General features: G+C 31.6%; 28 protein-coding genes and 1 pseudogene. 5 read left to right on the top strand and 24 right to left on the bottom strand.

The window, feature by feature from the left end:
- Positions 1 to 24 precede the first annotated feature (24 nt).
- The 15 genes and pseudogenes from JJD95_RS00145 to JJD95_RS00075 form a co-directional block, all read right to left on the bottom strand.
- Positions 25 to 1,221, bottom strand: a complete 1,197-nt coding sequence (locus tag JJD95_RS00145; protein ID WP_291639270.1) for a S41 family peptidase — start codon at positions 1,219 to 1,221, stop codon at positions 25 to 27.
- Positions 1,222 to 1,392: 171 nt separating this feature from the next.
- Complete coding sequence (ftsX, locus tag JJD95_RS00140; RefSeq protein ID WP_291639115.1) at positions 1,393 to 2,292, bottom strand: permease-like cell division protein FtsX; 900 nt, start codon at positions 2,290 to 2,292, stop codon at positions 1,393 to 1,395.
- The gene (gene ftsE, locus JJD95_RS00135) at positions 2,282 to 2,968 is read right to left on the bottom strand and encodes a cell division ATP-binding protein FtsE (RefSeq protein ID WP_291639113.1); all 687 of its coding nucleotides are present in this window, start codon (positions 2,966 to 2,968) and stop codon (positions 2,282 to 2,284) included. The genes ftsX and ftsE overlap by 11 nt, the downstream gene beginning before the upstream one ends.
- Positions 2,969 to 3,206: 238 nt before the next feature.
- Positions 3,207 to 4,148: a transketolase family protein gene (locus JJD95_RS00130; RefSeq protein ID WP_291639268.1), complete on the bottom strand. Its 942-nt coding sequence runs from the start codon at positions 4,146 to 4,148 to the stop codon at positions 3,207 to 3,209.
- The gene (locus JJD95_RS00125; protein WP_291639111.1) at positions 4,145 to 4,969 is read right to left on the bottom strand and encodes a transketolase; all 825 of its coding nucleotides are present in this window, start codon (positions 4,967 to 4,969) and stop codon (positions 4,145 to 4,147) included. The genes JJD95_RS00130 and JJD95_RS00125 overlap by 4 nt, the downstream gene beginning before the upstream one ends.
- Positions 4,970 to 5,193: 224 nt before the next feature.
- Entirely contained in the window at positions 5,194 to 5,541 is a 348-nt protein-coding gene (locus JJD95_RS00120) for a type II toxin-antitoxin system PemK/MazF family toxin (RefSeq protein WP_291639109.1), read from the bottom strand.
- Positions 5,501 to 5,820, bottom strand: a pseudogene (locus JJD95_RS00115) (CopG family transcriptional regulator). Before JJD95_RS00115 ends, JJD95_RS00120 begins: the two are co-directional and overlap by 41 nt.
- A gap of 196 nt (positions 5,821 to 6,016) precedes the next feature.
- The gene (gene alr / locus JJD95_RS00110; protein ID WP_291639107.1) at positions 6,017 to 7,177 is read right to left on the bottom strand and encodes an alanine racemase; all 1,161 of its coding nucleotides are present in this window, start codon (positions 7,175 to 7,177) and stop codon (positions 6,017 to 6,019) included.
- 57 nt (positions 7,178 to 7,234) lie between these two features.
- Entirely contained in the window at positions 7,235 to 7,849 is a 615-nt protein-coding gene (locus JJD95_RS00105) for a germination lipoprotein GerS-related protein (protein WP_291639105.1), read from the bottom strand.
- A 134-nt stretch (positions 7,850 to 7,983) separates the two neighbouring features.
- Positions 7,984 to 8,361, bottom strand: coding sequence for a holo-ACP synthase (locus JJD95_RS00100; protein WP_291639103.1), 378 nt, complete (start codon positions 8,359 to 8,361; stop codon positions 7,984 to 7,986).
- A 251-nt stretch (positions 8,362 to 8,612) separates the two neighbouring features.
- A complete protein-coding gene (locus JJD95_RS00095) occupies positions 8,613 to 8,966 on the bottom strand; it encodes a DUF6514 family protein (RefSeq protein ID WP_291639102.1) in 354 nt (117 codons plus the stop codon).
- Between the two features lie 472 nt (positions 8,967 to 9,438).
- Complete coding sequence (locus tag JJD95_RS00090) at positions 9,439 to 10,683, bottom strand: hypothetical protein (protein ID WP_291639099.1); 1,245 nt, start codon at positions 10,681 to 10,683, stop codon at positions 9,439 to 9,441.
- Between the two features lie 2 nt (positions 10,684 to 10,685).
- Complete coding sequence (locus JJD95_RS00085; RefSeq protein WP_291639097.1) at positions 10,686 to 11,810, bottom strand: DUF58 domain-containing protein; 1,125 nt, start codon at positions 11,808 to 11,810, stop codon at positions 10,686 to 10,688.
- 10 nt (positions 11,811 to 11,820) lie between these two features.
- Entirely contained in the window at positions 11,821 to 12,768 is a 948-nt protein-coding gene (locus JJD95_RS00080) for a MoxR family ATPase (protein WP_291639095.1), read from the bottom strand.
- Between the two features lie 200 nt (positions 12,769 to 12,968).
- Entirely contained in the window at positions 12,969 to 13,424 is a 456-nt protein-coding gene (locus JJD95_RS00075; protein WP_291639093.1) for a small multi-drug export protein, read from the bottom strand.
- Between the two features lie 241 nt (positions 13,425 to 13,665).
- Here JJD95_RS00075 and JJD95_RS00070 point away from each other — a divergent pair, with 241 nt between their 5' ends.
- Positions 13,666 to 16,209 (top strand): FAD-dependent oxidoreductase, encoded by a 2,544-nt coding sequence (locus JJD95_RS00070; protein WP_291639091.1) that lies wholly within the window; start codon positions 13,666 to 13,668, stop codon positions 16,207 to 16,209.
- Positions 16,210 to 16,469: 260 nt separating this feature from the next.
- Positions 16,470 to 16,643, top strand: coding sequence for a hypothetical protein (locus JJD95_RS00065; protein WP_291639089.1), 174 nt, complete (start codon positions 16,470 to 16,472; stop codon positions 16,641 to 16,643).
- A gap of 192 nt (positions 16,644 to 16,835) precedes the next feature.
- Here the strand turns inward: JJD95_RS00065 and yidA are convergent, their stop codons facing one another.
- The 6 genes from yidA to JJD95_RS00035 form a co-directional block, all read right to left on the bottom strand.
- The gene (gene yidA / locus JJD95_RS00060; RefSeq protein ID WP_291639087.1) at positions 16,836 to 17,675 is read right to left on the bottom strand and encodes a sugar-phosphatase; all 840 of its coding nucleotides are present in this window, start codon (positions 17,673 to 17,675) and stop codon (positions 16,836 to 16,838) included.
- Positions 17,676 to 17,885: 210 nt separating this feature from the next.
- A complete protein-coding gene (locus tag JJD95_RS00055) occupies positions 17,886 to 18,149 on the bottom strand; it encodes a hypothetical protein (protein ID WP_291639085.1) in 264 nt (87 codons plus the stop codon).
- A 75-nt stretch (positions 18,150 to 18,224) separates the two neighbouring features.
- Entirely contained in the window at positions 18,225 to 18,392 is a 168-nt protein-coding gene (locus tag JJD95_RS00050; RefSeq protein WP_291639083.1) for a hypothetical protein, read from the bottom strand.
- 86 nt (positions 18,393 to 18,478) lie between these two features.
- Positions 18,479 to 19,576: a stage II sporulation protein P gene (locus JJD95_RS00045; protein ID WP_291639081.1), complete on the bottom strand. Its 1,098-nt coding sequence runs from the start codon at positions 19,574 to 19,576 to the stop codon at positions 18,479 to 18,481.
- Positions 19,577 to 19,629: 53 nt separating this feature from the next.
- Positions 19,630 to 20,163, bottom strand: coding sequence for a (d)CMP kinase (cmk, locus tag JJD95_RS00040; protein ID WP_291639079.1), 534 nt, complete (start codon positions 20,161 to 20,163; stop codon positions 19,630 to 19,632).
- Positions 20,164 to 20,166: 3 nt separating this feature from the next.
- Positions 20,167 to 21,057, bottom strand: coding sequence for a DMT family transporter (locus JJD95_RS00035; RefSeq protein ID WP_291639076.1), 891 nt, complete (start codon positions 21,055 to 21,057; stop codon positions 20,167 to 20,169).
- A 195-nt stretch (positions 21,058 to 21,252) separates the two neighbouring features.
- Here JJD95_RS00035 and JJD95_RS00030 point away from each other — a divergent pair, with 195 nt between their 5' ends.
- From JJD95_RS00030 to JJD95_RS00020, 3 genes are all read left to right on the top strand, one after another.
- Positions 21,253 to 22,728, top strand: coding sequence for a leucyl aminopeptidase (locus tag JJD95_RS00030; protein WP_291639074.1), 1,476 nt, complete (start codon positions 21,253 to 21,255; stop codon positions 22,726 to 22,728).
- 124 nt (positions 22,729 to 22,852) lie between these two features.
- The gene (locus tag JJD95_RS00025; RefSeq protein WP_291639073.1) at positions 22,853 to 24,676 is read left to right on the top strand and encodes a MutS family DNA mismatch repair protein; all 1,824 of its coding nucleotides are present in this window, start codon (positions 22,853 to 22,855) and stop codon (positions 24,674 to 24,676) included.
- A 191-nt stretch (positions 24,677 to 24,867) separates the two neighbouring features.
- On the top strand, positions 24,868 to 25,011 hold the full coding sequence (locus tag JJD95_RS00020; RefSeq protein ID WP_291639071.1) for a hypothetical protein: 144 nt from the start codon (positions 24,868 to 24,870) through the stop codon (positions 25,009 to 25,011).
- A 444-nt stretch (positions 25,012 to 25,455) separates the two neighbouring features.
- Here the strand turns inward: JJD95_RS00020 and galE are convergent, their stop codons facing one another.
- The 3 genes from galE to JJD95_RS00005 form a co-directional block, all read right to left on the bottom strand.
- Positions 25,456 to 26,442, bottom strand: coding sequence for a UDP-glucose 4-epimerase GalE (gene galE, locus JJD95_RS00015; protein ID WP_291639069.1), 987 nt, complete (start codon positions 26,440 to 26,442; stop codon positions 25,456 to 25,458).
- Positions 26,443 to 26,577: 135 nt separating this feature from the next.
- Positions 26,578 to 26,709 carry a hypothetical protein gene (locus JJD95_RS00010; protein ID WP_291639067.1) on the bottom strand — a complete coding sequence of 44 codons (132 nt, stop codon included), beginning with the start codon at positions 26,707 to 26,709 and terminating at the stop codon, positions 26,578 to 26,580.
- A 51-nt stretch (positions 26,710 to 26,760) separates the two neighbouring features.
- The coding region (locus JJD95_RS00005; RefSeq protein ID WP_291639266.1) for an IS3 family transposase at positions 26,761 to 26,859 on the bottom strand (99 nt) is incomplete at its 5' end.

Here is a 26,859-nt window from a genome sequence, read left to right as displayed (position 1 = left end):
AATTAATGGTAGATACCTGTATTATTATTTAACTTTATCCTTGGCTAGTTCTAAAGCTTTTTTAAATTGTGGATCCACACTTCTATCATAAGGTTTTTCTTTAAGTGCTTCTGGATAGACAACTTCAACCTCTGGATTAATTCCAATATGATGTATATTTTCCCCTAGTGGAGTATAGTATTTTGAAATAGTTACTTTTAATGCAGTACCATCATCAAAACCATCCCTCTTTTGGTAAAGCATAGTTTGAACCACACCTTTACCAAAGGTTTTTTCTCCCACTAAAGTACCAACCTTGTAGTCCCTTATAGCTCCTGCAAATATTTCTGAAGCACTTGCAGATCCTCCATCAGTTAATACCGTTAACGGCATGCCTACAGCTAGGCCTCCCTCAGATTTATATTCAGTTTTCTTCTTATTCTTATCTACTGTATAAACTAAAACCTTACCTTTTTCAACAAAATTAGAAGTTAGTGATACAACCTGATCTAAAAGACCACCTGGATTTCCTCTTAAATCTACTATTAAGCTTTTCATACCCTTGCTTTTCAATTCTTTCAATTTTATATTAAAATTTTCAGTAGTATTTTCATCAAACATTGTAAGCTGGATATATCCAACATTACCTTCTAACATTTCACCCTTAACTGTTATTAGATCAATAACAGCACGTTTCATGCTGACATCAAAACTAGCCTTTTCTTTTCTACTAATAGTTAAGGTAACTTCTTCATTTTCCTTACCCTTCATCATTGAAACAGCTTTTTCTAATTCTTTACCAGACACATCTGTTCCATTTACCTTTTCAATAATATCTCCAGAAAGTATTCCCGCTTTTTTAGCTGGTGATGCATCAAAAGGTGCAATTACAACTATATCATCTTCTTTAACTCCTACTTGCAGCCCAAGGCCTGTGTAAGCCCCTTCTGTTTGAGTATTAAAGTCAGTAAACTCATCTTTGTTCATAAAAACTGTATAAGGGTCCTCTAAGGAATTAGTCATACCCTTTATAGCACCTTCTACTAAAACCTCGTCACTAATTTCACCATCATAAAGCTCATACAATTTATTTCTCACTAAAAACAATTTTCGGAATTTTGTTACTTCGTCATAATCCTCTCTTCCCATTAGAACATTTCCGTTTGGAGTTCTAAAGGAAATTTGAGTAGAAACAAATAGCGTTATAGAATTAGTAACTAAAACTAAAACTATAATCCACATAATCCATTTGCCCTTTTTATTCTTATGACTTACTTCGCTATTTTCTACAGTTTTAAACTGATTCCATTTACTTTCATCACTCATTTTATACCCCTCTTTACAATTCTCTATTTATTATTTATGTGAATATAATAAATTTATAACAAAAACCAGAAAATAAATGCCTTGGATTTATGCTATCAAGAATTTTCTTATTGATATAACACTTCCAATGGCCCCAATAATTAAACCACCTAACATGAACTGCCATAAGACCGTACTTAATATAAACTGAGGATTTATTATGGTAAACCCTAAAAATTCTAATAATGTATTAGCAAATTTTCCGTAAATCATTCTATAAGCATAATATAGCCCTACAGTAGAAACGATTGCTCCGGATATACCAAGCATCATACCTTCAATAATAAACGGCCATCTTATAAACCAATCAGTTGCCCCAACATATTTCATAATACCTATTTCTTTTTTCCTAGAGTATACTGTAAGCTTAATTGTATTTCCTATTAGGAATAATGATACACTTATCAAAATTACAAATAACGCAAGCCCTATTATCTTTAAAGTATCCGTTATCCTTATAAGCTTATCAACGAGTTCTCTTACGTCTTTAATTTTCTCTACACCACTAAGTCCCGTAGCAGCTTTAACTACATCTGTTACTATTTCAGGTTTTTCTACACTTACAACATATGCATTAGGAAGAGGATTATTCTCTTCAAGCCCTGCAAGCAATTCTTTACTATCTTCACCAAATTGCTTCTTCATTATCTCTAGTGCTTCCGCCTTTGTTTCGTATTTAATATCAGTAACTCCCTTAACGTCATTCAGAGCTCTTTCTAGAGCTGATTTATCCGTTATACTTATATCCTCTTTAATAGATATCTTTACCTGAAATTTGGATCCTATTACATCAATCCCTGAATTAACATTAAAAACAATTAATACAAAAACACCTAAAATAAATAGAGTGGCAGCAACTGTTGCTATAGAAGCTATACTAACAGTTTTATTTCTTTTTAAACTTTTTAAAGCATCCATAATAAAATATTTAAATGTACTAATCTTCATAACCGTACCTACCCCTCTGCTCATCCCTAGCTAGAACACCTTTTTCTATAGCTATTACTCTCTTCTTCATAGTGTCTACTATATTCTTTGCATGCGTCGCCATAATTATTGTAGTACCGGCCTTATTAATATCATTTAATATCTCCATAATTTCTGTTGCTGTTTCAGGATCTAAATTTCCTGTTGGTTCATCTGCTATTAGGATTGTAGGATTATTTACTATGGCCCTAGCAAGAGATACTCTTTGTTGCTCTCCACCTGAAAGTTCATGAGGAAAAGCCATATGTTTTTTTGAAAGCCCTACTAAATCTAATACCAAAGGTACTTTTTTCCTAATATCTTTAGGGGTAGCTTCTATAACCCTCATTGCAAAGGCAACATTTTCATACACATTTAAATTTTCAATCAATCTAAAATCTTGAAAAACTACTCCTATTTTCCTTCTATAAAACGGCACTTTTTTCCTGGTTAATTTTGTAACATTAATGTCATTTAAAACAACAGTACCCGTAGTTGGTTCTACCTCTTTTAAAAGCACTTTAATAAAAGTGGATTTTCCTGCTCCACTAGGACCTACAAGGAATACAAATTCCCCTCTTTCAATAGTAACGTCAATATTCGACAAAGCTATTACATTGTTATCATAAATCTTAGTTACTTTCTTAAATTGTATCATATTAAACTCTCCTTACCCTATTTCTATAATTTACTTAGCAAAAATCCATAATAACAACATTATAACATAATCACCAGTTTAATATAAATTAAAAATTTAAAGTTTTCGTGAATTTGTTTAAAATTTTCTATTTGGTTTTGTCGAAATTTCAGCAACAAAAATTCAGTACTATTAATAATATATATTCTTATGATTTCCTATAATTTTAATATTATGAAAATCATATTAAAATTTTATTTTATTTTATCATAAGACCCTTTTTAACAGCTTTAACTATTCCATCTGCTGTTAATCCATAAGCTTTTAAAAGTTCTTCTGGCTTACCACTTTCACCAAAGGTATCTTTAACTCCAACCCTTATAACTGGCACTGGACAATTTGAAGTAACAACCTCAGCTACCGCCGAGCCAAGTCCGCCTATTATGCTATGCTCTTCAGCAGTAACAATGAGTCCCGTTTGTTCAGCCGCAGCCATAATTGATTTTTCATCAATAGGTTTAATAGTGTGCATATTTAATACCCTAACCTTTATTCCTTCCTCAGCTAGAGTATTATAAGCCTCCAGCGCTGCATCTACCATAATACCTGTTGCTATTATAGTTGCTTCCTTTCCTTTTCTCAGTGTCACAGCTTTCCCTATCTCAAATTTGTAATCTGGATCATTGTTTATTGTCCTAACACCTACTCTTCCAAGTCTTACATAACAAGGTCCATGATACTCCGTAATAGCTTTTATAGCCGCCTGCGTTTCAACATTATCACTAGGGCTTATAACTACCATATTTGGTATACTTCTCATTAACGCTATATCTTCTATAGCTTGATGAGAAGCTCCATCTTCTCCTACAGTTATCCCTGCATGAGTAGCACAAATTTTAACATTAAGTTTTGGATAGCAAATAGAGTTTCTTATTTGTTCAAAGGCTCGTCCCGCTGCAAATATAGCAAAAGTACTTACAAAAGGAATCTTACCGCAACTAGCAAGTCCTGCTGCTACAGACATCATATTCCCCTCAGCAATACCCATGTTAATAAATCGTTCAGGTGCAACTTTTTTAAACTCTGCTGTTTTAGTAGATTTTGATAAATCTGCATCTAAAACAACTATATTTTGATTTTCCATTCCTAATTGAGCGAGAGATGTTCCGTAAGCTTCTCTTGTTGCAATTTTACTCATTATAAAGCACCTCCAATTTCTTTTAAAGCCTTATCACATTGTTCTTTACTTGGAGCGGTGCCATGCCAACTAGCTTCATTTTCCATGAAGGACACACCTTTACCCTTTATAGTTTCGCAAATTATAACTGTTGGTTTACCTTTAGTTTTCTTAGCTTCATCTATAGCATCTTTAATCTGCAAAAAGTCATGCCCATCAATAGAAATAACATTCCATCCAAAAGCTTCAAACTTAGCATCCACTGGATCAGATCCCATAACTTCAGAAACTTTACCATCTATTTGTAGTCCGTTGTGGTCTACAAAAGCTGTTAAATTATCAAGTTTATAATGTGCTGCGGACATAGTCGCTTCCCATACCTGGCCTTCTGCAAGCTCCCCATCTCCAAGTAGTGAATAAACTCTGTAGTCTTTATTATCAAGTTTTCCAGCTAGTGCCATTCCTACCGCCGCTGAAATACCTTGTCCCAAAGAACCCGTAGACATATCTACTCCAGGCACAGTATTCATATTAGGATGTCCTTGAAGCATCGCTCCAAATTTTCTAAGGCTCATTAATTCTTCCTTATCAAAAAAGCCCTTTTCAGCAAGTACACTATATAATGCTGGCGCTGCATGTCCCTTTGAAAGTACAAATCTATCCCGGTTTGGGTCATTCCTATTAGATGCACTTACATTCATCTCATTAAAATATAAAAAAGTAATAATTTCTACTGCAGACAATGATCCACCTGGGTGACCCGATGCTGCCTTTGTAATCATGGTTACTATATCTTTTCTAACTTCCCTAGCTACTGATTTTAATCCGTCCATTGTTTTTTCCATATGTTTCCTCCTAAATAATGCTTAAAAGTAGATACTCATTTAAATTTGATATCTACCTACTTTACCTATCTATCATCTTTATTATTATACACTATTACAACATAGTTTTCGAAATTTATATAAAATTCCTAAAAAAATAAGGACACGAATGCCCTTATAGTTTTTGATAAGGGCACTGAATGCCCTTATAGTTTTTGATAAGGGCACTGAATTCCCTTATAGTTTTATAAACCTACACTAATTAAAAGTGCAGTATCTACCTTTTTCATATCATTATCAGTCATATGACCTATTTTTTCTTTTAATCTCTTTTTATCTAATGTTCTTATTTGTTCAAGCAAAACTACAGAATCTTTATTTAACCCATACTCTTCTGAAGAAATCTCAACATGAGTAGGTAGTTTCGCCTTATTTATCTGCGACGTAATAGCTGCAATTATAATAGTGGGACTGTACTTGTTACCAATATCATTTTGAATTATAATTACTGGTCTAACCCCACCTTGCTCTGAGCCTACAACCGGACTCAAATCAGCATAAAATATATCTCCTCTTTTCACTATTATTGTCATAAGACAAATCACTCTCCGAAAGCTTAACTTCATATTCTTTGAAATCTTTAATATCAATTTCAAAACCCATATCAGCTATTTCTAAATTTAATTCAGCCATTTCTAAATAACCACGTTTCATTTCATCTATATAACTATTTTTTTCTTTTCCTCAATATATAGTATTATAGCTTCCCGAATAAATTCACTTCTTTTTTTACAATCTTTTTGAAGTGCCTTATTAAATTCAACATTAAGTGTTTCTGATAGGTTTACAACTAATTTCTTCGAAGTTGGCATAGAAAATTTAATACCTCCTATTTACTTAAGCAACAATATGTAAAAATAATTGTAAAATATACTTAAGCAACATTATGTATAAAGTAATTATAATTCAATCTATGTCAATCTGTCAAAGAAACTATCTGTATTTTCACCTTTTTACGACAAGTTATCCTTCACATAAATGGTTAATTATTCATATAATGCGTTAATATTATACATAGTTTCTTATTTTTATACGATGACCTTTTTTAATATAAACTCTTGGGACTCTTTTAGTAATCATGCAAACTACTTCGTAGCTTATAGTTCCTATTAGTTCCCCTATTGTATCTGCTGTAAATTTATTATTTTCATCTTCCCCCATTAGTATAACCTCATCGCCAACTTTTACTCCATTAATTTCCGTTACATCAATCATGCACTGATCCATGCAAATACTACCTATTACCGGAGCAAAGCTACCTTTTAAGATAACCTTTCCTTTTTCAAATAGAAGTCTTGTATAACCATCCGCATAACCAACTGGAAGTGTAGCTATAATGCTTTCTCTTTCTGTTTTATACTTTTTGCCGTAACTCACGTATTCTCCTGGGGGCAATGTTTTTATGTATACAACATTTGTTTTTAATGTCATTACCGGCTTTAAATCTATGTTTTCCTTGTTTACCTCATTAGATGGATAATATCCATATATTATTATTCCTGGACGTACTGCTTCATAATGAGTTTCTGGTAAATCTATAATAGCAGCACTATTAGCCATATGCCTCATGTTTATGTTCACATCTTTCGCTTTCAACTTGTCGTAAAAATCATCATATTTTTTCACTTGTTCATAAGTATAAGTCTTATCTGTTTCGTCCGCTGAAGAAAAATGACAAAACATTCCTTCTATAATTATGTTCGGTAGCTTATAAATATTATATACTTCTTCTGCACTTTCTTCTGTTGGCAGAAAACCTATCCTCCCCATACCCGTATCGACAACTATGTGAATTCTAGCTATTTTGTTTTTCTTTTGAGCAATTGTTGACAATTGTTTTGCAAATTCATAACTGAATACAGCTTGCTCAATATCATATTTCAATAAATCATTTATTAAATTAGGAGGTGTAAACCCCAGAATCATTATTGGGCATTTTATGCCTGAACGCCTTAGTTCCACCGCTTCACTCATTATTGCTACTGCCAGTCTGTTAGCTCCATTTTCAAGTAGCACTGGGGCTACATCTATAGCCCCATGGCCATAAGCATCTGCCTTTACAACAGCTATTATATTTTCACTCTTAGATATTCTCCGAATCTCTCTCATATTATGAGCTAACTTATCTAAATCAACTTCTGCCCATACCGGCCTTAAATGCCTAAACATGGCCTTCACCTCACCTGTTATTTTGGTACAATTCATCTGTTTGTGTTTTTAACATTACTATTGAATTAGAAACTCTGATGATTCAACCTTCACATTTGGAAGGAATTTAGTATATGTTATATGAATTTTTTCTTTACCCTTAACATCGTAAATAATCATTTTCTCTGGTATCATACTTTTAGTATTAACATAAAGCAATGCATTATTAATACTTTTATTGTTACCAGGTATAAATAGATTAATTACTGTATATTCAATACCATTATTGCTTTCAATAGCATATTTTATTTCCTCATTTGTATATAATAATCCTATGTACTCACCTATAAAACTCAGTTTAAACACTTCGTCAAAATCCTTGCTCTGTATATACTTTGTACCACTATTTTTATCACTAACATAAATATTGTTATCTGTTTTATAAAGGAACACTCTGTCACTATTTAGCTCTAATTTGTATCCGCCTCCTCTCAAATATGTTTGTGTTGCCCTATAATTAATAGTCTGCCTATCATTTTTTATGTCCATGCTCATTTCTGTAGTATAACTTTCAATGTTTTTTAAGAAAGTTGTAATATCATTGGTGTCCTTTGGTTTTTTATTACATGAAGTTACTAGTAATAAACACAAAAGCATTAAAAGGCTGGAAAATATTAGTCTATTTTTTTTCATTGTTATCCTCCCTAGCATTTCTTGAGAAGTACAAAACAATTATTAGTTGTCATCTACTATAACAAATCTTTTCACTACTAATACTATTACTCATCCTTTAATACTATTACTAAAACAAGTGTTTTCTAAAATAACTATTTTTCCACTTCTAATATAGCATAAGCCACTGCACTTTCTTCCCCATGTGATATGCTAAGATGAATGTTATACTGTCCCTGACTATCAGCTATTTGCTTTGCTTTACCTTTTAAACTAACTATTGGCTTCCCAAGTGTTGTCCTGTCAATTTCAATATCTCTAAAATCAAAACCTCTAAAGCCTGTCCCTAAAGCTTTAGCCACTGCTTCTTTAGCTGCAAACCTTCCAGACACGTATTCTGGCCTTAAATTTCTGCTCCTAAGATAATCTAATTCGGTCTCTGTAAAAATTCTTTCTAAAAACCTATCATTTCTCTCAATAGCATTTTTTATTCTTTTAATTTCAACAATATCAATACCAACTCCAACAATCAAAACTATCACCTCCACTCTTTAGCTTCCGTTTGCTGTTTTCAAATTTAAATCAAGTCTTACAAATCATAAATTTTATTAATACTATCTAAATATATAATAATACAATAATACAATATATTTATGATTATTTATAGTACCATCCATATAATATTTTAACTATGCTTACAAACATTTCGTTATATAACAAAAAAAAGGACAAGTCTCCTCATAGAGGGGAGAAATTTCCTCAATATGTTAGTATATTCATATTATTAACAAGTGCCTATATTCTTTAACATTTCATCGAAATCAACAATATAATCATCAATATAGTCACCCAATATATCAATCATGTGAATAGGTGATACGTTATTATCATATAACATTTTTAATAGATTTTTAACTTTATGTCTTTGTGGACTTATGTTTTCTACACAATCCCTTTCAATAAACACAACTGTATCATCAAGTATGTCTTGTCTTTCTATTTCAATACCATAAGCTTGTACCTGAGTAAGTTCACCATACATCGAAACAGACATCTCACTTTTTACCATTCTGTAAAAATAATTATGTTTTACATCATTCTCTGTCAATTTTTTAGATAAATTTTCAATAATTATCATATATGATCCCCCCATACTTTGTTATTAAATTTATGTTAACATTGTCTTTCAGAAAAATCTGTCATACTATGCATTAGGGTAATACAATATTATCTCTTTAAACTGACAACTTAAACCCCCACTCGCCATATTGTAATAGTTTTCAAGGAATATTAAATCATCGCCCTTTAAATTCACTAGTTTATTTTGTCGAAATTATAATAAATATATACAAAAGTTTTTTTATTAAATAGTGAATATTCTCTTGATAATTTGGAACTATCATTTTAAAACGCTATCAATTACCAATTAGTTAGATATTTTGTAAAAATTTAGCATAACAACCTCCTATGCAATTTATTATTTTAGTCATTATTTAATAGCATTATATAATATGTAAATTTTTACCTTTTACTTTTTGCTATTTTTCTTTGTTAAGAGTAATTTATTTACATATTATTCCAATAATGCTATAACCCTAATACAATTTTCCCTACAACTGCCTCTTAATATTTTTGCTCCCATTTTTAACCTGTTGCACTTTATCCTCAGTGATATCATGTACTGAAAATTTTGCCTCGTTATAGGCTGCTGTCATCTCTTCTAAATCATCAAAATTATCCACAACAACTTTAGTTACATTTTTCAGCTGTGTAGCCGTCATGTAAGTCTTATAAATATCAGCTTGCTTCGTTATTTTCTCAAAACCTTTATAAGTATAAAGAATTTTTTCCCTATTGCTACCCCCGCCTGAACCTATCTTACCAAATAAACCTTTGATCCAATGCTTTTTCTTGTTTTTCACAACAATTCTTTCCTTCTCTTCTATAAATCCATTATATGTTTCTGCTTTACTTCTAAATCTTGTTAAAAATTTATATAACACATATAAAATAATTAGTACGATTACAATTTTAAAAACTAAAATAAGTATAGGCTGTAGTTGAAGCTCAGCCTGTGCAATTTCTGGTTTATCAATTGGAAGGCCTTCAATTATAGGTCCATTGTTTATTGTAGGTTCGCCTAATATACTTTCATCCGGATTTTTCAAATTAAGCCCAGAAATTGATCCCATTGCAGGTCCAAAAATCTTAGACAGAATTGTTAGTATTATAATCAATACAAAATCTACTAAATCCTTAAGTATATCTAATAATCCTTTAACAATTTTGCCAGCATAATCTAAAGATAAAGTAAGCACTGAGATTCCTATTATTATATTTGTAACCATTGAAGTTTTGCTTTTAATATCATGTACATATCTTTGCGTTTCTCTCATAAGTATTATAATCATAATTATATAGAGAATATGAAATTTATAAATTTCATCTACAAAATCTATACCCAATCTAAATGAAATGATCCATATGAATATAAGTAGAACCATAGACTTATTTATATCTTCTTTATATTGAGAATGATCTATAGGTGCACCCTCCAAAAAATAAATTGTAAAAGTTGCAAATAACAAATAAATCGTATTTAACATAATAGCTTGCCCGTTAAAAAACATTACAGAAGCTATAATGCTAACTCCCAAAGGCAAAATAACAAGGATTTTATTGTGCCGCGCAGTGGCAATATACTGGGTAAAAAGCACAACACAGGAACAAATTAAGAACAGTTTATACTCTACTGGATTTTGAAATAACCATTTACTTAAAGTTGACCAAATTATAAAAGAAATAGTAACAAAGCTTATACTATATATACTCTTGACTTTTCTATACTCGCTCATAGTTACATCTCCCCTTTATAATTTATCTTTTCAACACCTGAAATGCAGTCAACAGTACCATTTGTGGAAACATCTATGATTTTAATTAAAATTCCCCGCCTTTTAAGTTTAGATAAAATAAAAACACTACCTTCATCTAAATAAGGCGTAATAATTACATAAGTACAATTAGGACTAAATCCTGATATTTTCCCCCTTAAATAATCGCTAAATTTCAGGTTAACTGTATAGCTCATCCTTGCACTTAGTTCCATTATTTTCTTAAGTGCATTAATATCCGGGTAAACTTCACAAGATTCTTTTCTTTGAACGCCTATCAATTGAGAATTAGTCCACATTCCTACTGGAACTCCTTGTTTAATAGCAAACGATGCGAGTGAAGCTGCCACTTTAATCCCATTCTCTATAAATAGTGGTTGAATACTGGCCCAATAAGGTTCTCCACATTGACCATTAACAATGATAGTAATCTCCCTATCTGAAGTAAAATCATATTCTTTTACCATGAGCCTGTCCATCTTCAAACTAGATTTCCAATGAATATCCCTCATTCTATCCTCTACGTTATATTCTCTTATGCCCTTAATATATAATGGGTCCTTATGAATCCACCTTTTTACACAAGTATCACCTTGTATATTAGTGTTTACAAATTCCAGATTATTTATATCAATAATTTCAGGATAAACCAAAAATTCTAAAAAGTCTCCTACAGTTTTGGTTTCTGAAGAGTATCCAAATAAATCCCCTACAGTAACGTCAATATCTTTTAAAACATAGGTTCCACGAAGGTTGCACTTCAATTTATACGTCCTTCTTTTTCTTTGGTACCAACCTATAGTGTATTTACTTAAACGCCATAAGTCATCTCCTTTTGAAGCTTTAACGGTGTCTGATACGAACTCTATAGCTGCCGGCATTTTTTCCCTCAACGTTAAAAATGATATGGGCAGCCTTTTATTATTTTCAATAGTTGTAGTTAATGTGAATTCTTCATTAGGATTCATTCTATCTTTATTGATACTTCTAGTTATTTTGAGATTACAAAAGCCTTTTCTTCGTGTAAAGTCAGAAGTTAAAGAGATAATAGCAAGTATGGACAGCATTAAAGCAAATCGTATAAACATAACTCTCCCCCTACAACGTTTCTAGTGGAGCTTTAATCGTACTTATTATTTCCTCTATAATAGATTTACTCTTATTTCCTGAACTAAGTTCGTTTTTAAGCATTAATCTATGGCTTAAAATGGGAATTGCCAGTTCCTTAACATCCTCAGGAATCACATAGTCTCTTCCACGTATAGCAGCAAGTGCTTGACTTCCCTTCATCATGTTTAGAGTGGCTCTAGGGCTACATCCAAGTTCTATCTCTCTATGACTTCTTGTAGCCTTTACTATTTCTATTATATAATCTTTTATTTCCTCGCTTACATGTACCATAGTATAATTATTTTGAACATAAGCTATGTCTTCCATCGTAACCACTGCCATAAGGTCATCCATAGGATCCACTTTCATAAATCTATTCATCATTGTCTTCTCTTCACTCGCATCAGGGTAGCCCATGGAAATTTTCATGAAAAATCTATCTAGTTGTGCTTCTGGAAGCGGGAACGTTCCAAACTGTTCCACTGGATTTTGAGTAGCTATTACAAAAAATGGCCTTTCAAGTTTTATAGTATTACCCTCCACAGTTATTTGTCCCTCTTCCATACACTCTAAAAGTGCTGACTGTGTTCTAGGTGTAGCTCTATTAATTTCATCAGCTAAAACAAATTGACTTAAAAGCGGCCCGGACCTAAACTCAAAGTCCTCTTTCTTTTGATTATAATAATATATCCCTGTTAAATCAGAAGGAAGCAAGTCTGGAGTGAACTGTATTCTCTTAAAACTGCAATTCATAGTTCTTGAAAGACTTTTTGCAAGCTTAGTTTTCCCCAGTCCAGGAACATCCTCAATAAGCACATGCCCAGAACATATAAAACATACTATAACTTTCTCAATAGTATCCCCTTTACCAACTATAACTTTACCCACATTATCCAGAATCATCGCCCTAAATTCCTCAAATTTCTTTATATCCATTACTTAGCCCCCTTTAACTTATGTTATTTATAATTAAAATTATTCAATTTAAATATATCTTATATATACTATATTTTAACATGATTTGTCATTAAGTTATACTAACTATTACTATTTTTAACAAATAAGCATGGGCGTACACTAAAAAAGTATACGCCCGCACTAAAAAAATCCTTTACCGCTTAGGTAAAGGATGGTAATTATAACATTTTCAAAAAAGCTGGAAAAGCTAAACTTAAAAACGTAACTATAATTCCACATATGAAAGATCCTATAACTGCACACATAACAGATTTCTTAAAATCCAACTTTAAAAAAGCAGCTACTGCAGTTCCTGTCCAAACTCCCGTAGTAGGAAGTGGTATGGCAATAAAAGCTATAAGTGCAACTTCTTCAAACTTTTCAAATCTACCTCTATTCTTGCTTATTTTCCTGTCTATTAAATTATAAAAGCCACTAAAGAACTTATATTTCCCTAGAAAATCAAATATTTTATTGAAAAATATCAGTATAAATGGAACGGGAAGCAAACTCCCAACAAATGCTAAAAAGAACACTGTTATTGGATTAATACCCTCGTATATTCCAAATGGTATAGCAAATTTCATCTCTGCAAGAGGCACTGCTGAAAACAATACTACTTTTAACCAATTCATATATTATCTCCTTAAATATAAATTATTCTTTTAAATGTCAACCACATGATGCTGTCTTGGCTCACCAATAAAAAACTATACAATCATTAAAAACTATAGCATAAAAACCTCCCACTGTAAAACAAAATTGAATGCATAATTTGAGAATTTACGGGAATTTGTTATTGCTTTCTAAATATTCTTATATTATAATATAAATGATAATCGTTATTCTTAGATAATTATTAAAGGAGAGATGTTAATGAATGCATTAGAAGTTAAAAAAGATATATATTGGGTAGGTGCATTAGATCGCAAACTTAGAATTTTTGATATAATCATGTACACCCCTTTTGGTACTACATATAACTCTTATGTAGTTAAAGGCAGTGAAAAAACTGCAGTATTCGAAACAGTAAAAGAGAAATTTTTCGATGAATATCTGGAACGGTTAAAATCATTAGATATTAATATAGAAGCAATTGATTACATCGTAGTAGATCATACCGAGCCAGATCATGCAGGCTCAGTTGGAAAACTTTTAGAAATTTCTAAAAATGCCAAAGTTGTAGGTTCAGCTGCTGCAATTAAATTCCTTAAGGAAATTATAAATAGAGATTTCGAGTACATAATAGTAGGAGACGGAGATACTATAAGTCTTGGAAATAAAACCTTATCCTTTATATCTGCCCCATTCCTACACTGGCCAGATTCCATATACACCTATGTTGCAGAAGATAAACTGCTTATAACTTGCGATTCTTTTGGAAGTCATTACTGTAATGAAGATATGTATAATGATTTAAATAGTAGCCAAGAAGATTATAATGAATCTTTAAAATACTATTTTGACTCTATTATGGGACCCTTTAAACCATATGTGTTAAAAGCTATAGATAAAATAAAAGACCTTACAGTAGATATAATATGCCCAGGACATGGACCTATTTTAAGAGAAGACCCTTGGAGTATTGTAAACAAATACAAAGAGTGGAGTAAACCTTACGAAGTCTCCACAGAGCCACAAGTTACCATCTGTTATGTTTCTGCCTATGGATATACTGAGTCGATAGCTAAAAAAATAGAAGAAGGAATAAACTCTAATTGTAATTTCAAAGTTAAGGCTTATGATGTTATTCATCATGATATGAATGATATTTTAAGCAGTATAGATAAATCCGAAGGAATACTTTTCGGTTCTCCTACAATAAACGGAGATGCTTTAGAACCTATATGGGATATTTTAACAAAACTAAACCCTATAGTTCATGGTGGAAAAGTAGCCTCTGCATTTGGTTCTTATGGTTGGAGTGGAGAAGCTGTTTCTAATATAGAAGATAGATTAAAACAAATCAAACTAGATTTATATCCTTCAATGAAATTCAAGTTTAAGCCTTCAGAAAAAGATTTAAACTTGGCATATAAATTTGGAGCGTCATTCGCAGAAAAAATAGCCGAAAAGACCAAAACAAATACCTGCCCTACTAAACCTTCCACAGAAAAAAGATGGAAATGTTTAGTTTGTAACGAAGAATTCGATGGACCAAAACCACCTGACATATGTCCTGTTTGTGGTGCAAGTGCTGATCAATTCATTCAAATATCCGAAGACGTAGTGACCTTTAGTTCCGATAAAAAAGAAAAATTTGTAATCATCGGTAACGGTGCCGCTGGATATTATGCTGCGGACGCCATAAGAAAAAGAAATAAACAATGCGAAATAGAAATAATCTCAGACGAAGATTTCTTAACCTATTACAGGCCTGCTATTTCTGATGGAATAAGTGAAGACCTTAAAGATGAAAGTTTTTACCTATCTCCAAAAGAGTGGTATGTGGATAATAACATAAACCTTACCTTAGGGGTAACCGTTAAAAGCTTAAACCCTGAGGAAAAACAAATATTACTTGTAAGCGGCACGTCTGTAAGTTATGACAAACTCATACTAGCAAATGGTAGTAAAAACTTTATGATTCCTGTAGATGGAGTAGATAAAGAAGGTGTATTCACTTTAAGAAATTTAAAAGATTTAGAGGCTATTAAAAATAAAATGAAAACCGCTAAAAAAGTAGTAATTGTAGGTGGTGGACTTTTGGGACTTGAAGCAGCTCATGAAATTAAAAGCTCTGGTCTTAATGTTTCCGTAGTTGAATTTAGCGCTTCTCTACTTGGTAGGCAACTAGATAGTGAAGGTAGCCTTATACTTAAAACTGCAGTTGAAAACCAAAACATTGAAGTTATACTTTCTGATTCCGTAACAGCTATACAAGGTGAAACCTCTGTTACCTCCGTTATGCTTAAAAGCGGAAAAACACTAGACGCAGATCTTGTGCTATTTTCAACAGGTATTGCACCAAATAAAAATATAGCCGATAATACTAATATAAAAACTAATAAAGGCATACTAATAAACGAAAATATGGAAACTAATATTAAAGATATTTATGCCTGCGGAGACATTGCAGAATTTAACGGTAGAGTATATGGCAATTGGCCTGCCGCTATAGAAATGGGAAAAGCTGCCGGTATGAACGCAGTAGGCGAGATTCAAATCTACGTTCCATCCCTAGGTGTAATTTCCTTTAATGCAATGGGCCTCGAACTATTATCTGTAGGCGTAATTTCTAGCGATGCATCTAAAGCTCTTAGCACAAATGATAAGGAAAATAAAATATACAAAAAATTATTCTTCACTGAAAATATCATAACTGGCGGTATAATAATAGGAGATAACAAATCTTCAGCAAAACTAATAAGCGCCATCGAGGATTCAAAATCACTAAAAGAAGTACTGGAATTAATCTAGGCACCACCCCCACCAACGTTGGGGCAACCTCAACACTGGTTGAGGCTCCTCTCATGGCAATTTGAATATTTCAACAAAGAAAAACCACCAAAATCCTAGAGATTTTGGTGGTTTTTCTTAATTTAAAAATATTTTTCACTATTAAATCCATCATGTACACAATATAACTTTTAATATCTTTTATATATTTAGTTCCAACTATCTCATAGTATTATAAACACTTAAAAAGTATAAAATAAAAATAAAAAAGGAGGACTTTTATGGGACATAAAAATCATAATAAACAAAATAATAATGATTATCTTAATCCAGAACGTGCTAAAATCGAAAAATCAAATAAAATAAAAGAGTTAAATAATATAGGATCTACTGGATTAGAAAACATTAAAGACATCCAGCCAAGCAACGGGGTGAAAATGAAAGGATTTTATTAAAAAAAGAATAGTTATTATGGCAAAAAAAAACTGGTAAATTGGACATTTACCAGTTTTTCTATATTCATTTAAAAAGGGGGGGATTCTTCTATTATTAATATTTTTTAATCTGGGGGGAGTAAAGAGTATCAATACCAGAAGTTTGTATGAACTTATTATATATCTGTTTTTATTATTTGTCAACAATTATTATTAAATAATATTCGCTATACTTCTTAAACTTTTTTCACCCTTTAAAACGAATTTATTAATAACATGTGCTACTCCATCTTCCTCATTGGTTTTAGTTATAAAATTAGCGATTTTTTTAACCTCAGGAAATGCATTTCCCATTGCAACGCCAAGTCCTGCATATTTAATCATATGAATATCGTTACCTGCATCTCCTATGCATATAACCTCTTCTTGTTTGATATTTAATTTTTTCGCCAAAGCTGCTACTCCTGCACCTTTATTAACAGATTTATGAAGAAACTCTAAGTAGAATGGTGCGCTTCTAACTATTGTATACTTATCACTTACCTCTTCTGGAATCATATTCATTATTTCTTCTATAATTTCCGGCTCGTCCACAAACATAACTTTCACTATAGTTGTATCAGCAGGTACATCATAAACATCAGATATTTCTCTTGAAATACCATTCATATATGCTTCATTTCTTGTGTATTTGCTGTCATAAGGAGAAATTACCGTAGTCTCTGTTAATGCATGTATGTTAACTTTAAGCTCTTTACTTAACTCATACAAATATTTATAATCATCAATGGTTAATGTTGTTTTTGATACTATTTCTCCACCTTCGGAGCTTTGAACAAGAGCTCCGTTAAAAGCTACTGCGTAATCATCTTTAGAAATTAAGTCAAGTTCTTCCAAATATTTTTCAAAACCAACTAAAGGTCTTCCTGATGCTAGTACAACTTTTACTCCATTATCCCTAGCTTGTTGTATTGCATTATAATTAGCTAGTGAAATTTGTTTTTTATCATTCAATAATGTTCCATCCATATCTAATGCTATTAATTTATACATTCAAAACCTCCAAGTAACCACATTTCTTTTAAAACACTTTTAAGTATATCACATGATTTTATGTGAAATGGGTTTCAGTATTTATAAACTTTATATAAATTGTTTTGGATTTTAAATTAAATTAACCACGAAAAAACCACCAAGTATTTTGGTGGTTTTTTCATTAGCTCTCTTTACTTACTTTTTTGAATTTTCTAGCCTAAGCTAGAACTAAATACTTACAGAAGAAAATAAATTTATTATTATATTTATAAGTGGATTTAGAACTTGCAATAGAATTTCTAGAATATCCGTTAATATAGGGATTGAAATACCTATTTGTTTAAGCACATATATTAAAAGGAATATACCAATAGTAAGACTTAGTATCCTTCCAATCATTTTAAATACCGAAATACCAAGATACACAAGTAATATGGCTAACACAACCATAATAATGGTATTGAGATTAAAATTAGAAAAATCAACGTTCACAAAAACACCTCCATTATTTATAATAGTATAACTTACCCATTATATTTTAGCAAAGGAAGAATTTTCATAATATTTTTATTCCACTTTTTTATGTTGACATCTTTTACAAACCACAACTTTCTCACCACTGCCATTAGTTAACTCATATAATAATTTAATCCTTTCAGTTTTACATATAGGACAAGTCCCTCTTCCCCTTGATGGCAAATTCCACAGTGCACTTCCACGATTTTGTTTTCCCATTCTAAATCCCCCTCTTTGTTTATTTAATCACTATTAATAGTATTAATTAATTTGAGGATTTATGTTAAAGTCTTTTTTATTATTTATCACTTTTTACCATTTAGTTGCTCTGCAAATATTCTCGATAAATACATACCAGTATTTTTAACTTCGGCAATAGTATTAGTATATGTACCTACTTCTATTAACACGGCATTGTCACTTTTATTTTGGTTATAAAAAGCAATTCCGCGGTTAACAGTACCAATTTCTATATCCTTTAAAAGATTCGGGTATATTTTATTTGATATTCCTATCATAGAATCTACTAGATTTTTCTGCTTGGCATATCTAGGGTTTCCCTTTGCCATTACAAACATAATCTGGGCAACGTTTTTGCCGTTTATTTTAGTGGTTACTAAATTCTTATTTTCTATACCATCTCTATGTAAATCAATAATTAAATCAAAATCTCCATACGCCTTTAAATACTTATCTACAGTAATTCCAGATTTTTTGTAAGACCCATTATAATCCCCTACATTATGCAATGTCTCATCGTGTATAACTGCAATTCCATAATTTTTTTCTAGTTCTTCTTTTATTACATTTCCTACAGCGCATACATTTTTTGTTAAATCCATATTAAAGGCACTTTTAGTTGTATCTTTTTCTGAGGCGAGATAAGATTCAGTTGCATGAGAATGATATATTAATACTCGCGGTTTTGCTTTATTTAGAGTTTGTTTTAAGCTAGGATTATAGAGGTCTGCAATCACATTAATTCCGTTGCTTTTTGCGTTAGACCTAGTTACTTGCTTATCATCTAAGTTAAAGGGGTTAAGAATAAATGTTATTAAATTTCCATCCTCATTACTCTCACTATTTACCTCACTACTAACTTTATTTAGATCTAAATATGAAACCTCTTTTGCTATTATTGTTATAGGATTTAAAACGTCAATTCCTAAAAACGATAATGCTGCAGTCTTCATGTTAATTTCACTGTCTGATGGTTGTATTACAGATAATACATTATTAACAACATTAACATAAAAGTAGTTTTTATATCCTCCATTATTGTCTGCCCTAGCACTTTTAGGTATAATCAAGCTTATTAAAAAGATAATGATAAATGTAAAAACGCCTAAAAATATTCTCACCATACCATCCTGTTTAATACCTTTAATACCTTTGTTACTCATGCTCATCTCCATCACCCCTTTGCATATATAATATATATGATGGGATATACAAATTAATACTCCTTTATCCCCTCCAATATTTCCCGTATAACCGCTTCCGTACTAACATGCGAAGTATCTATAACTAAATCATAATTACTCTCGTCACCAATATCAACATCATAAATATCCTTAAATCTACTAACTTCAAGCCTTCTTCTCTCAATTATATTATCCTTAGCATCCTGCACCTGCGCATACCTCTCTGAATTACCCCTATCATCTTTCATAGCCCGCTGCACCGAAACATCTACATCTACTTTCAAATAAATCTTAAAAGAATCCGGTATAAAATTCCACGCAAGCCTAGCATCAAAAATAAAATTATCCTTATCTCTTCCAATTTCCATAGTTTTATTGTCAACCTCATGGTCTAAATTATTATCACGCATATACTTATTGTACTCTGTTATAGACATTCCATTTTCTATAGCTAATTTCCGTTGTAAATCACCTACACTAAAATAAGTATACTTCAATGTCTCACTTATAGCCTTAGCAACAGTACTTTTACCTGAATATAAATCTCCTGTTATAGTTATTTTCAATTTTTACTCATCCCCCTTGCTATACTTTTCCTTTTGCCCTAGCGTAATAATTAGCACTGAAAACAAAATCAACACGCCTCCAATTACAATGCTAAATGACAACTGTTCTTTAAGAATTAACACACCAAGTACAATACTTACTATCGGCTCTAAAGTGCTTAGTATAGCAGCACTAGAAGGCCCTATGATTTTTATACCCTTTAAAAACATCGTAAGTGCTAAAACTGTAGATACTAGAGCAAGTCCAGCGCAAGCTAAAAAGCCAGAAGGTTTCATATTAAAATCTAATCCTCCACTAATCATTCCCGTTGTGAAAAGAATAAGCGCAGCTATTAAGGCTAGATAAAAGGTTAGCACAAAAATATCAATCCTATTAACCTTACTATGTGAAACTCCAATAACATAATATGCGTAAAAAAAACCTGAGCTAATAGCAAAAGCTACCCCTTTAAAATTTAATGCACCGCCACTATTTCCCACTAACATATAGATTCCCAAAAGGGATAAACCAAGTGCTAAAATTTTACCAAAGTATAATTTTTCTTTGTACAAAATCACTGCAAAAACCGTTACTGTTACAGGATAAATAAAATGAAGCGTAGTAGCTACCCCCACTGTTATATAATTATAGGATATAAATAGTGTATAAGCTGAAGCAGAATATCCTATAATGGCCAAACTAATAATATGTATTATCCCTTGCCTACTTATTCTCAAATCTTTTTTTGTAATAATAATATAAGGTAGTATAATCAAGGCAGCTAAAAAGAACCTAAGGAATACTACTGTTACTACATTTGTACCAGCACTATAAGCCATTTTTACAAAAATCGGCATAACTCCAAAAGCTGCTGAGGATACTACAGTAAATATTATTCCGTATATCTTTTTCACCACGTCACTTCCTTTTCCTTATTTTATCATAATTATTGTTGCTCAACTATGATTATAAAAAAATAAGTTCATTGACAAAATAAAGCTTTAACGATAAAATTAAATTAAGTATTACTTGATAATCATTATCATTTTATATTGATTATTTAGGAATGAAAGAGAAGGTGAAGGATTATGATATTAAATAGCAAAAGTATGAAATTATATAATAATGAAGCTCAAACAAAACTTATTACAATTTTTGAGGATTCAAAGTTAGACAATTCGAATTTGGGTTTAGACAGCGAAACTCTCTCTAAAATCAATTTCATAATAGAAAACGAAGACATTAATGGCAAAAACGGCGAACTTAATAACGTCAATTTCTTTAGAAATCAATATCCTAAAAATATAATCCTAATTGGGCTTGGAAAAAAAGAAGATTTCACTCTAGCAACGCTCCGAAAAAATATAGCAAAATCAGTAAAAGAAGCAGCAAAGATTAAATCTAAATCTATTGATTTAAATATTGACAATTTACTAAGCCTAATGAATCCCAGTGAAACTATGCGAACTATTTCTGAAGCAGTAGTTATGGCAGATTATACATTTGATAAGTATAAAGGGGATAGAAAACCGAAAGACTTAGAAGAGTTCAACATAATATATTCCAATGAAGATGAATTAAAAAACATTGATAAGGGTATTAATGAAGGCGTAATACTCGGCCAGGCTAACTTATTAGCTAGAACCTTAGTAAATGAACCTGCCAATTTATTAGGGCCCGTAGAGCTAGCATATGAAGCTAATAAGGCTGGTAATGAATGTGGCTTTGAAGTGGAGATATTTGATGAAAACTCAATAAAAGAATTGAATATGAGTGCATTTCTAGAAGTAGCTAAAGCATCTACGAATCCACCAACATTAATTGTAATGAGATATAACGGCAACCCTAAAAACAGTGAAGAAATTATAGGTTTAGTTGGTAAAGGACTTACGTACGACTCCGGTGGATTGTCTATAAAACCCACAGCTGGAATGGTTACGATGAAATCTGATATGGGTGGAGCAGCTGCGGTAATTGGTGCCATGACTGCTGTAACAAAACTAAAAGCAAAGGTAAATGTTGTTGCAGTTGTTGCCGCTTGTGAAAATATGATTAGTGGCAATAGTTATAGACCAGGAGATATAATAAACTCCATGGGTGGCAAAACCATCGAAGTACTTAATACTGATGCGGAGGGAAGATTAACCCTTATAGATGCGGTGAATTATATAATTGAAAAAGAGCATGCTACAAAAGTAGTGGATATAGCCACATTAACTGGGTCAGTTTTACACGCCCTTGGTACCACAGCTACTGGTGTAGTTACAAATAATGATTACTTTTTTAGTAGACTCGACATGGCTTCAAAAATATGTGATGAGAAGGTTTGGAAATTACCTACCTTCGATGAATATAAAGAGTTAATTAAATCTGATGTAGCAGACCTTAAAAACGTAGGAGGCCCAAACGCTGGTAGTATAACCGCTGGATTATTCATAGGTGAATTTGTAGGGGAGAACCCTTGGTTACACCTTGACATAGCAGGTACTTCTTGGACTGATAAAGACAGTGATTACCGTTCAAAAGGTGGAACTGGTGAAGGCGCTAGATTATTGTATCACTTGATTAAACAACTAGAAAATTAAAGAGTTCATAAAGAATTAACGGTTATTTTACGATAATATGGGCATATTATCCTAATAATGAAAATTGCGGAGAATACCTTTAGTATGATATTATATATCTAAGCGAGGAACCTAGGAGGATATTATGGAAACTAAAAAACCACTTTATATTAATGAAAAAAAGCATTACAATTATCTATTAAAAAAACAAAATGAAGCCATAAGTTTTATAGGTTTATTAAGGCTTTTGATCTTTGCAAGCGGCCTGGGCTTTACAGTTTTCTTCTATGTGCGGAATACTTATTACCTAAGTCTTTCTGCAATAATTGCCACCTCAATCATATTTGTGTTTTTGGCCATTAATCATAACAAGCTAAAATACAATAAAATTCGTTGCTCTATTTTATGCGAAATTAATGAAAATTCAATAAAACGTAACAATAACAATTGGAAGGATTTCTTAGATAATGGTGAGGAGTTCTCTGATGAAGATCATCATTACACTAAAGACCTAGATATATTTGGTGAAAACTCCCTTTTTCAATGGATAAACACCTGTATAACTTATCTTGGAAGAAAAAAACTAAAGGATGCACTATCAAAGCCTATTTATAGCATTGAGGAAATATATAAAAGACAAAAATCTATAAAAGAATTGGCGAGCATTCTTGGATGGAGACAAAGATTCCAAGCGGAAGCAATCCTTAGCGAACATAAAAATCATAACCCAGAGAAATTATATGAATGGGTAAAGGATAAAAATGAGTTTTTCCTAAAATCCTGGGTAATAATTATAGTAAGGGCACTTCCAATAATAACTCTATCCCTTCTTGTGGCATCTTTTATTTTTTCTATTATATCCTATAAAATAGCTCTTATAATCGTTGTACTGCATATAATACTGCTTTCAATTGGATTTAAAGAGATAAGCCTCAGTTTGGACACTGTACACCAATATAAAGATACCATTCTTATATATAATAAACTGCTTATGCATATAGAAAAAAAGACCTTTAGCTCTGAGTATTTAATAGAATTAAGAGCTAAACTTGTAAATGAGGATGGAGTAACAGCTTCTTCTCAGATAAAAAAATTAGTAAAACTAGTAAACTTAATATCTGATAGAAAAAACATGTACTATTTGCCTATAAATATCCTCCTTCTTTGGGATTATCAATGTTTAATAAATCTGCAGCGCTTTAAAAAAAATAGCGGTCCATTTTTACAGACTTGGCTAGAAGTTATAGGTGAAATTGAAGCCTTAAATAGCTTATCAATTATCGCCTATGAGAACAGCGATTGGGCAACACCAAAATTCCAGACCGGGTCCCCTATTTTTAAAGCTCAAAACTTAGGCCATCCATTACTTGGAAGCAACCGAATATATAATGATATTAACATAGAAAAATCACAAAACATTCTATTAATAACTGGTTCTAATATGTCTGGAAAAAGCACACTACTTCGAACTACAGGAATTAACTTAGTTTTAGCCTATGCTGGCGCTCCCGTATGTGGAAAAAGTTTTATTTGCTCTATTATGGATATATACACTTGCATGAGAACAAGTGATAATTTAGAAAAAAATATTTCCTCATTCTATGCAGAGCTTTTAAGAATAAAAACCCTTGTAAGTGCTACAGAAAATAAAGAACCAATTTTTTTCTTGCTAGATGAAATTTTCAAAGGAACTAACTCTATAGATAGACATACTGGTGCTACAGTTTTGGTAACAAAATTAAGTAACGAGAATGCATTAGGCTTTGTATCTACACATGACTTAGAACTAGGCGACATAGAGAATACAAACAAAAAAGTTAAAAATTATCATCTTAAAGAATACTATAAAGATGATAAATTATACTTTGATTATAAGCTCAGAAGTGGTGTATCTACCACTAGAAACGCACTATACTTAATGAAAATGGCAGGCCTTAAAATTCCAAATGATATGGTAATTCCAAAATAATTTCAATTTTTTTTCAGAGTATATTTTAATTGAAAATATACTCTGTTTTTTTATATTTAATTTCCGTTTTATTTGAGTTTTAACATTTATACCATGTATAAATTTTAGCAAATTTCCTATGATTCAATAGTCTTTTAATTTTATTTTCGGGCAAAATAACAATATAATAAAACGTCGAAAGGAGATAAGTTATGAAAATTAATTTGTTATTTAGAAATATAATTATATTAATTTCTATAACTACATTCCTTAAAAGTTCTTCTGTTGCTGAATGTTCTAAAAAAGAAAAAGATTTTAAAAACAAATATGGCGTGCAACTAGTATTAGCTAAATAAACAGTAATTATTACAATCAAACAAAAAAATTGTACATGCAATCCATCCATTGGAAACTTGTACAATTTTTTTATTTTTTTCATATTTTTTTCTCGATTATTTAACACAGAACTCTTAAAAAGTACAAATGAGTTTCTTCGCAACAGTTTGAGTAAGCCTTAGATTCCCACAGCGCATAGAGGCACTAACGTACCTTATTCTGATATCTGTTGCTAATAAGAAGTGATTTCCAGAAGTTTATGACATTTTTGATATACCATCTTAGTTTTATTCACTAAAAAACTATAGGCTACCGTCTAAAAGAATTATGGTGAGGCTATAGTAAAATATCAAAACTATCAAGTTTCTACAAAGTTAATTGCAATAAGAAAAGAAAAACTATTGAAATTGATTTTAGAAATTCTAGTTTCGAGCTCTTATCGCAAGGCATGCAGTAGACCTCACTTATTTCTCGTACCCATTTGGATGCCCTTCATGCCACGCCCATGCTGTTTCGATTATTGTTTGCAATGAATCACATTTAGGCTCCCATCCAAGAATTTTCTTAGCCTTTTCACTAGAAGCTATAAGTACTGCAGGATCTCCAGCACGTCTAGGTGCCATTTCTGATTTTATCTCCTTTCCCGTAACTTTTCTAGTTACATCTATTACCTCTTTAACAGAAAATCCCTTACCGTTTCCAAGATTACATGTTACGCTATCCGCGCCACGTCTAAGCCTTTTCACTGCAAGAAGATGAGCACTGGCAAGGTCTGATACATGTACGTAATCTCTAACACAAGTACCATCAGCCGTATCGTAATCCTCCCCAAATACCATGATTTTTTCTCTTTGTCCAAGAGCCACCTGAAGTATAATAGGAATTAAATGAGATTCTGGTCTATGATCTTCTCCTATTTTACCGCTTACATGTGCTCCTGCTGCATTGAAATATCTTAGAGCAGTATATTTTATTCCATAAGCATTATCACACCATTTTAAAATCTTCTCAACCGCAAGTTTTGATTCCCCATAAGGATTAGTTGGAAAAGTTTTATCCTCTTCAAGAATAGGAATATTATCCGGCTCTCCATAAGTTGCTGCAGTAGAAGAAAACACTATGTATTTAACTTTATGATCTCTCATAGCCTTAAGTAAATTTATAGTAGATCCAATGTTATTTTCAAAATACTTTAGGGGCTCCGTAACGCTTTCCCCAACTAATGAATCTGCCGCAAAATCTATAACTGCATCTATATTATTCTCCGTAAAAACCTTATTAAGTATTACATCGTCTCTTAAATCTCCAGCGTAAAGCTTTCCACCAAGTAATGAATCGTGATGTCCCTTTTGAAAATTATCTAAAACAACTACCTCTTCGCCTTTTTCTAAAAGCTCAGCTACCATATGACTTCCAATGTAACCTGCTCCTCCACATACTAAAATAGCCATAAAAAAATCCTCCCCTAAAATCACATTTATTAATTATCTTCCTATATCATTTTAACACATCTGATTATTTTAATTATAATTTTTTTATTAAATACATAGCAAAAACTACCAAAGCGTGTGCCTTGGTAGTTTCCACTAGTTCTTTTCGTTATCCTGGTGACCATGTTTATGATTAGGTAATATCTTCTGTATTTCTTTTTCTTGTTCTTTTGTTATAGTTCCATTATCAATAAGTTCCTTCATTGGATTTATCATTTTTTTCTTCATTTCTTTCTTATAAACTGGTACCTATGTCAAGGACATTCTAAAAAAAGAAGATTAACAAGACAAGAGATGATTTCTGTATTGTACAGGGGTCATTTTTTTTAAGTCCCATTGATACCTATAATTATTATAATATATAATATACTTATCAAT

Source organism: Clostridium sp. (genome assembly GCF_016650035.1).
In the GTDB taxonomy this organism is placed as follows: domain Bacteria; phylum Bacillota; class Clostridia; order Clostridiales; family Clostridiaceae; genus Clostridium_AD.
This window is presented reverse-complemented; position numbering and strand designations above follow the sequence as displayed.

Excerpts from the sequence above, each read along its gene's own strand:
- JJD95_RS00145 (WP_291639270.1), bottom strand. The coding sequence starts at position 1,221 with ATGTGGATTATAGTTTTAGTTTTAGTTACTAATTCTATAACGCTATTT.
- ftsX (WP_291639115.1), bottom strand. The coding sequence starts at position 2,292 with ATGAAGATTAGTACATTTAAATATTTTATTATGGATGCTTTAAAAAGT.
- ftsE (WP_291639113.1), bottom strand. The coding sequence starts at position 2,968 with ATGATACAATTTAAGAAAGTAACTAAGATTTATGATAACAATGTAATA.
- JJD95_RS00125 (WP_291639111.1), bottom strand. The coding sequence starts at position 4,969 with ATGGAAAAAACAATGGACGGATTAAAATCAGTAGCTAGGGAAGTTAGA.
- JJD95_RS00120 (WP_291639109.1), bottom strand. The coding sequence starts at position 5,541 with ATGACAATAATAGTGAAAAGAGGAGATATATTTTATGCTGATTTGAGT.
- alr (WP_291639107.1), bottom strand. The coding sequence starts at position 7,177 with ATGTTTAGGCATTTAAGGCCGGTATGGGCAGAAGTTGATTTAGATAAG.
- JJD95_RS00105 (WP_291639105.1), bottom strand. The coding sequence starts at position 7,849 with ATGAAAAAAAATAGACTAATATTTTCCAGCCTTTTAATGCTTTTGTGT.
- JJD95_RS00095 (WP_291639102.1), bottom strand. The coding sequence starts at position 8,966 with ATGATAATTATTGAAAATTTATCTAAAAAATTGACAGAGAATGATGTA.
- JJD95_RS00090 (WP_291639099.1), bottom strand. The coding sequence starts at position 10,683 with ATGAGCGAGTATAGAAAAGTCAAGAGTATATATAGTATAAGCTTTGTT.
- JJD95_RS00085 (WP_291639097.1), bottom strand. The coding sequence starts at position 11,810 with ATGTTTATACGATTTGCTTTAATGCTGTCCATACTTGCTATTATCTCT.
- JJD95_RS00080 (WP_291639095.1), bottom strand. The coding sequence starts at position 12,768 with ATGGATATAAAGAAATTTGAGGAATTTAGGGCGATGATTCTGGATAAT.
- JJD95_RS00075 (WP_291639093.1), bottom strand. The coding sequence starts at position 13,424 with ATGAATTGGTTAAAAGTAGTATTGTTTTCAGCAGTGCCTCTTGCAGAG.
- JJD95_RS00070 (WP_291639091.1), top strand. The coding sequence starts at position 13,666 with ATGAATGCATTAGAAGTTAAAAAAGATATATATTGGGTAGGTGCATTA.
- JJD95_RS00065 (WP_291639089.1), top strand. The coding sequence starts at position 16,470 with ATGGGACATAAAAATCATAATAAACAAAATAATAATGATTATCTTAAT.
- yidA (WP_291639087.1), bottom strand. The coding sequence starts at position 17,675 with ATGTATAAATTAATAGCATTAGATATGGATGGAACATTATTGAATGAT.
- JJD95_RS00050 (WP_291639083.1), bottom strand. The coding sequence starts at position 18,392 with ATGGGAAAACAAAATCGTGGAAGTGCACTGTGGAATTTGCCATCAAGG.
- JJD95_RS00045 (WP_291639081.1), bottom strand. The coding sequence starts at position 19,576 with ATGAGTAACAAAGGTATTAAAGGTATTAAACAGGATGGTATGGTGAGA.
- JJD95_RS00030 (WP_291639074.1), top strand. The coding sequence starts at position 21,253 with ATGAAATTATATAATAATGAAGCTCAAACAAAACTTATTACAATTTTT.
- JJD95_RS00025 (WP_291639073.1), top strand. The coding sequence starts at position 22,853 with ATGGAAACTAAAAAACCACTTTATATTAATGAAAAAAAGCATTACAAT.
- JJD95_RS00020 (WP_291639071.1), top strand. The coding sequence starts at position 24,868 with ATGAAAATTAATTTGTTATTTAGAAATATAATTATATTAATTTCTATA.
- galE (WP_291639069.1), bottom strand. The coding sequence starts at position 26,442 with ATGGCTATTTTAGTATGTGGAGGAGCAGGTTACATTGGAAGTCATATG.
- JJD95_RS00010 (WP_291639067.1), bottom strand. The coding sequence starts at position 26,709 with ATGAAGAAAAAAATGATAAATCCAATGAAGGAACTTATTGATAATGGA.